Source organism: Bacteroidota bacterium (assembly GCA_018831055.1).
Taxonomy (GTDB): domain Bacteria; phylum Bacteroidota; class Bacteroidia; order Bacteroidales; family B18-G4; genus M55B132.
The window spans coordinates 1-3951 of sequence record JAHJRE010000317.1 but is presented as its reverse complement, the minus strand read 5'-3'; the positions used below and the strand labels follow the sequence as shown (position 1 = coordinate 3951).

Genomic DNA, 3951 nt, shown 5'->3' with positions numbered 1-3951 from the left:
CTGCTTAACCATGGCCAACTCGATCACATACGCCCCAAATTCACGTAGGCTTGCTGACCCTATCCGCTTCTGGGCCTGGGCAAGCAGAGAGATATATTCGGTGTCAAGTTGCTGGCCTTGGATCTCTGGCGGGGCAGGTGGTAAGAATCCACCACGGAAGAGGATGCCAAGAGATCGGCTGACAATAGGGTCCAGTTTCTCGTAAATTGTTCGGTTGATCAGAGGCCCAAGCAGGATCAGCTTTTCCTCATTTTCCTGGGCAATTTGAGCGGTGTTGACCGGCTGAACCCCTGGCCTGGATGTGGCCATGCGGAAAATATCATTAAAAAACCCTTCTGTGATTTTTGTTTGGAGCTTTTCAATTTTAAGCTCCATTTTGGAGATATCAGAGTCAACTGTATATACCCGTTCGGGCTTTGCCGTACTGCCATCCCAAGGGGTAATCCCCCCGGGAAGATCGTCAAAATCATTAATCATGCCTGAAGGAACAAGCACGGGCGGCTCTGCGTTTTTGTGGATTACAATATATTCTGTTGCCTGCATCTCCTGAAGCTGCTTGACATTCGGGAGGTTTTCAAAGCTTGCGCCGGTGCCATAGACATCACTGGCCGCTGTATCATACCGGGATACATGATAGGGGTTTTCCTCAAATCCTGATTTCAGGAGGATATTGTCGTTCTGTCCGGGCTCGAAATAAACGGATTGAAACATCTTATTAACGCCATCAATCAGCCCTATCTTGCGTTCGTCATTTGGTTGCACAGCATGACAGACATTAAAAAACTGGTACGGATTCTTTTCGGCGGCGGTCCTTATATCCTGCCGGCACCGATCCCCAAACCGCTCAATCATATTTTTGGCAATCATGGGAGTGATTACATAGGTGGTATCAACCAGTCCCTCAGAGTTTGCTTGTATATAATACGTGCCGGCTGTTTTGTTGCTGAAGTTAAGCAGGGTGTTTTTCCCAGCCTCTTGGAGCAAGCATGATGTGCAAAACCCAATAAGCTCAATATAGTCGGTGTAAATGCACTGGTAAAAGTTCGACTGGGAATATGCAAAATATAAAATTTTTTCGACTCGGTCCAACCACGCTTTTACTGGGCCATATTTTGACAAATCTTGGTCCTGCATCCGCACCCTGATCCATGGCCTTGACGGGTTGGTCATGCCCCCCATCATACCGGCTGCAAAGATCATGACTGCCCGGGTTGCTTCCGGATCAATTATCTGGCTGGACGTTTCCCGGCCCTGGCTGGCTGGTGTCTGCTGATAATACCCACGACTTGGCAGGATAAAATCTGTTATCTCCTGGTGTTTGGTTTTCCATCCATCGCCGTATTGAGACTCAAGATATTTGAGGCGTTTATTGTATTCTGAGGCGTCGCCCATTATTTTACGGCTCCGAGGATGGTTGGTTTTTTTGTTACGGCATCTTCGGTCAGGCCAAGGCCCCCTGTCAGGAGCGTGGACTTTTTGCCCTTCTTCTTTGTCTCAGTGACGATCTGGGCGCTTTCGGCTGCGTTGGCCGCCTGTTGTTTGGCTGCCTCTGATAGCACTATCTCTGTTACCGGGGTCACTGGCGCTGGGGTCACTGGCGCTATGGAGGTGGTTGTCGCTGCGGGGCCATCATCACCACCGCCACCAAACAGGCCTATTAGTTGTTTTGCTGGCCTGACTGACTCTTCATAAAGCTTCTCAAATGGCCGCGAGACCTCTTTTACAACTTTTTTAAAAAAACTACCCATCTATCTACCTCCTATGTGGGAAAATACTTTGTGGGCCTGTTTGCGGGTTTGCCTGCGGATACGAGCTATTTTACAGCTGGCCGTTGGTTCGTGTAGGTGGACTATCTTGCTGACCGGCCTGGCGAACGAAATAGCCACATTGTCACCACAATCCGGAGAATTTAATCCCCTTGCCCGCATATCTTTCTTTGATTCGAGCTGCATGCGATCCCGGGCATCATAGAAATATTCAGGGCCAACAAGGTCATCACAAACCTCTTGATCATCATCGATGCACCCACCAGCTTTTAACCACTCAATGATTTCTGCCCAACACTCTGCTCTCAGGTTGTGGTATTTTTTCTCGTTTTTTGCGGACTCTGCGAAATTGACGGGGATAATGTTTCTATGTCCAAGCTGTATAAGGCGGTCAACCACTCCGGCCCCGACACCGATAACGTCAATAAAAACGGCATCGTACCCCTCGTCGTTGTTCATTGTTCCAAGCTTGTTGGCCAGGAACATAGTATCTTTGCCTCTGTATTTATGGAGAATTGTATGGCGCAGGCCCTGCCGCTCACCTATAGTTGACTGGTCATCGCCAAACCTTGCAGGATCACATATTAAAATCCTGGGAGCGTGGGCGTATTCTGACACATGGATTATCTTACCCCTCGCTGCCTCTACCAGATCGTATGGAATTAATTGCGCACTGGACGCCCTTGGAAACACACCCTTTACCCTAACCCTGGTATAATCTGAGTCCTCGCCGTTGTCGGCTATAAGCTCATCGATATATTTTTTATTGGTTATCTGGACGTCCCTGGAATCCACCTGATAACACATAAACCTGTGCCGCTTTTTGCCGAACGCCTCCCGAAAAGAACCAGTGTTTTTTGTCGGGTTACCAAATAAAAACTGCATCGGCTCCCCATCAGTCATACCCCCGTCCTGGACCTCGAAAATCTTATCAGAGATGGCGCTTGACTCGTCGTTGATATAAAACGATGTTGAATCAACTGCGTGCTGACCTGCGAAAGCTTCTGAGTTTTCCTCCCGGCAGGTTTGAGCGGTGCAAAACCAAGATTCTGGGAAAAGCTTGTGTCTCATCCTCATTGATCCGCGACCGCTGGAAATATCAAACCAGTGAGAGGTGATACACCGTTTTGTCCATTTGGCTATCTGGGGCCATGTCTTTGATTCGAGTTGTGGGCCTGTGTTGGCGGTAACGGTCCCTTGGGCATTTGGCCTTGTGGACATAATAAGATTGACAAGCCACCCGGTCATTGCGCTTTTGCCGATACCATGTCCGGAGGATACTGCCATCCTGATTGCATCCACGGCGTGGGAGCCGTCAAACTTGTTGGCCTTTATTTTTTCACCGAGATCATCCAGAAACTGGCAGGACCATTCATCCGGGCCATATTTTGAGTTGTATTTTGACGCCCATGGCTCTGGGAGTTCGCAGACCTGAATTGAAGGGTCTGTGTCCCACGGATAGGCGAACATAACAAAACCAAGGGGATCGGCGTAATATTTGGCGACCTCATGGGCCAGCTCTATATCAATCTTGCTGGCCATTTACTCTTTGCCTCCCTGCAAATAGGGCTTTAATCAGCTCATCGTCTCCGGTTACTTCTACTTCGTGCCGGTCACGCCAGCGTTTTGGTTGCCTGTTCTTAAGCCAAAAGATTTGGGCGGTGGTGTCTGGTACAATAAGTTTTGTAACCTTTTTTGTGACGACCATATCTGAGGTCGTGATATCGCCATCCGGTTTTTTTATAAGTCTCGGCTCTTTGGTTGTTTCAGTGTACGAAAATCCCAAGGCCCTTTTTGCAAGGCTGTTTTCAATCTTTTCAGAATCCCAATCGTCCTTGCCTTTTTTTATGGAGTCCGAAAAATCTGGGTGCTCTTTTTTCCACAAATTGATTGTGGATTTTGCAACCCCAAAGAGTTTGGCCAGCTTTACATCAGTCAATCCACCCTCACGGCAAGCAACTTCGGCCATCCGGTTAAAATCTTCTTTGTATTCCGTGGGTCTACCTAATGGCATTAATACTCATACCTCCCATACCAATTGTGTTCTTTTGTGTGGATTTTCTCAGGTTGGATGGTGTGATGGCAAGCTTCTGGTCCGTGGATTGGGGAAATCCACGGAAATAAAAAAACCGCCCCATTTCTGAGGCGGTTGTGATGCTGATTTGTTGTAATTAAATTATATTAT

General features: G+C 48.0%; 5 protein-coding genes. All 5 read right to left on the bottom strand.

The features are described from left to right. The coding region (locus KKA81_17310) for a head-tail connector protein (GenBank protein MBU2652688.1) at positions 1–1392 on the bottom strand (1392 nt) is incomplete at its 3' end. Then, positions 1392–1748: a hypothetical protein gene (locus KKA81_17305; GenBank protein MBU2652687.1), complete on the bottom strand. Its 357-nt coding sequence runs from the start codon at positions 1746–1748 to the stop codon at positions 1392–1394. The genes KKA81_17305 and KKA81_17310, both read right to left, overlap by 1 nt. Beyond that, positions 1749–3308: a terminase gene (locus KKA81_17300; GenBank protein ID MBU2652686.1), complete on the bottom strand. Its 1560-nt coding sequence runs from the start codon at positions 3306–3308 to the stop codon at positions 1749–1751. Continuing rightward, a complete protein-coding gene (locus tag KKA81_17295; protein ID MBU2652685.1) occupies positions 3292–3735 on the bottom strand; it encodes a helix-turn-helix domain-containing protein in 444 nt (147 codons plus the stop codon). The genes KKA81_17300 and KKA81_17295 overlap by 17 nt, the downstream gene beginning before the upstream one ends. 31 nt (positions 3736–3766) lie before the next feature. After that, positions 3767–3904, bottom strand: coding sequence for a hypothetical protein (locus KKA81_17290; protein ID MBU2652684.1), 138 nt, complete (start codon positions 3902–3904; stop codon positions 3767–3769). Positions 3905–3951 lie beyond the last annotated feature (47 nt).